This is a genomic window from Bacillus sp. JJ722, assembly GCF_036963345.1.
In the GTDB taxonomy this organism is placed as follows: Bacteria; Bacillota; Bacilli; order Bacillales; family DSM-1321; genus Bacillus_AD.
The window spans coordinates 1-403 of the sequence record NZ_JBALMO010000192.1; the positions used below are offsets into that span (position 1 = coordinate 1).

The following is a 403-nucleotide window of genomic DNA, read 5'->3' on the forward strand; positions in this document are numbered from 1 at the left end:
TCATGCATGTGAAGGAATGACAATCCTCTCCATTCCAAAGCTAAAATAAGAATATCAATATTCGGATGTTTCTTTATTAGTCTATAATGGTTGCCCCATTGCTCTTTAACTTTTTCTGTTGAAATAGGATGTTCTTGATGGTATGCAAATGTCGATGGATCTAATACAAATTGTAATCCGTTTTTATACAAACGATATCCTATCTCCCAATCTTCTGCTCCGTATCCTACAAAGCTCTCATCAAAGCAACCAACTTTATCTAATTGTTCCTTTCTTACTGATACATTGCCACTTAAAAATGCAATATAAGGTAACTTAAACTCACTTAAGTTATTTTCGAAATGTTTAACACCACTATTAAGAAAATAACGATTAGGAAATGACAGAGCTCTAAAATAGTCGT

1 protein-coding gene is annotated in these 403 nt (G+C 32.8%); it reads right to left on the reverse strand.

The features are described from left to right. The coding region (locus V7014_RS20310; protein WP_335509757.1) for a glycosyltransferase family 2 protein at positions 1–403 on the reverse strand (403 nt) is incomplete at both ends.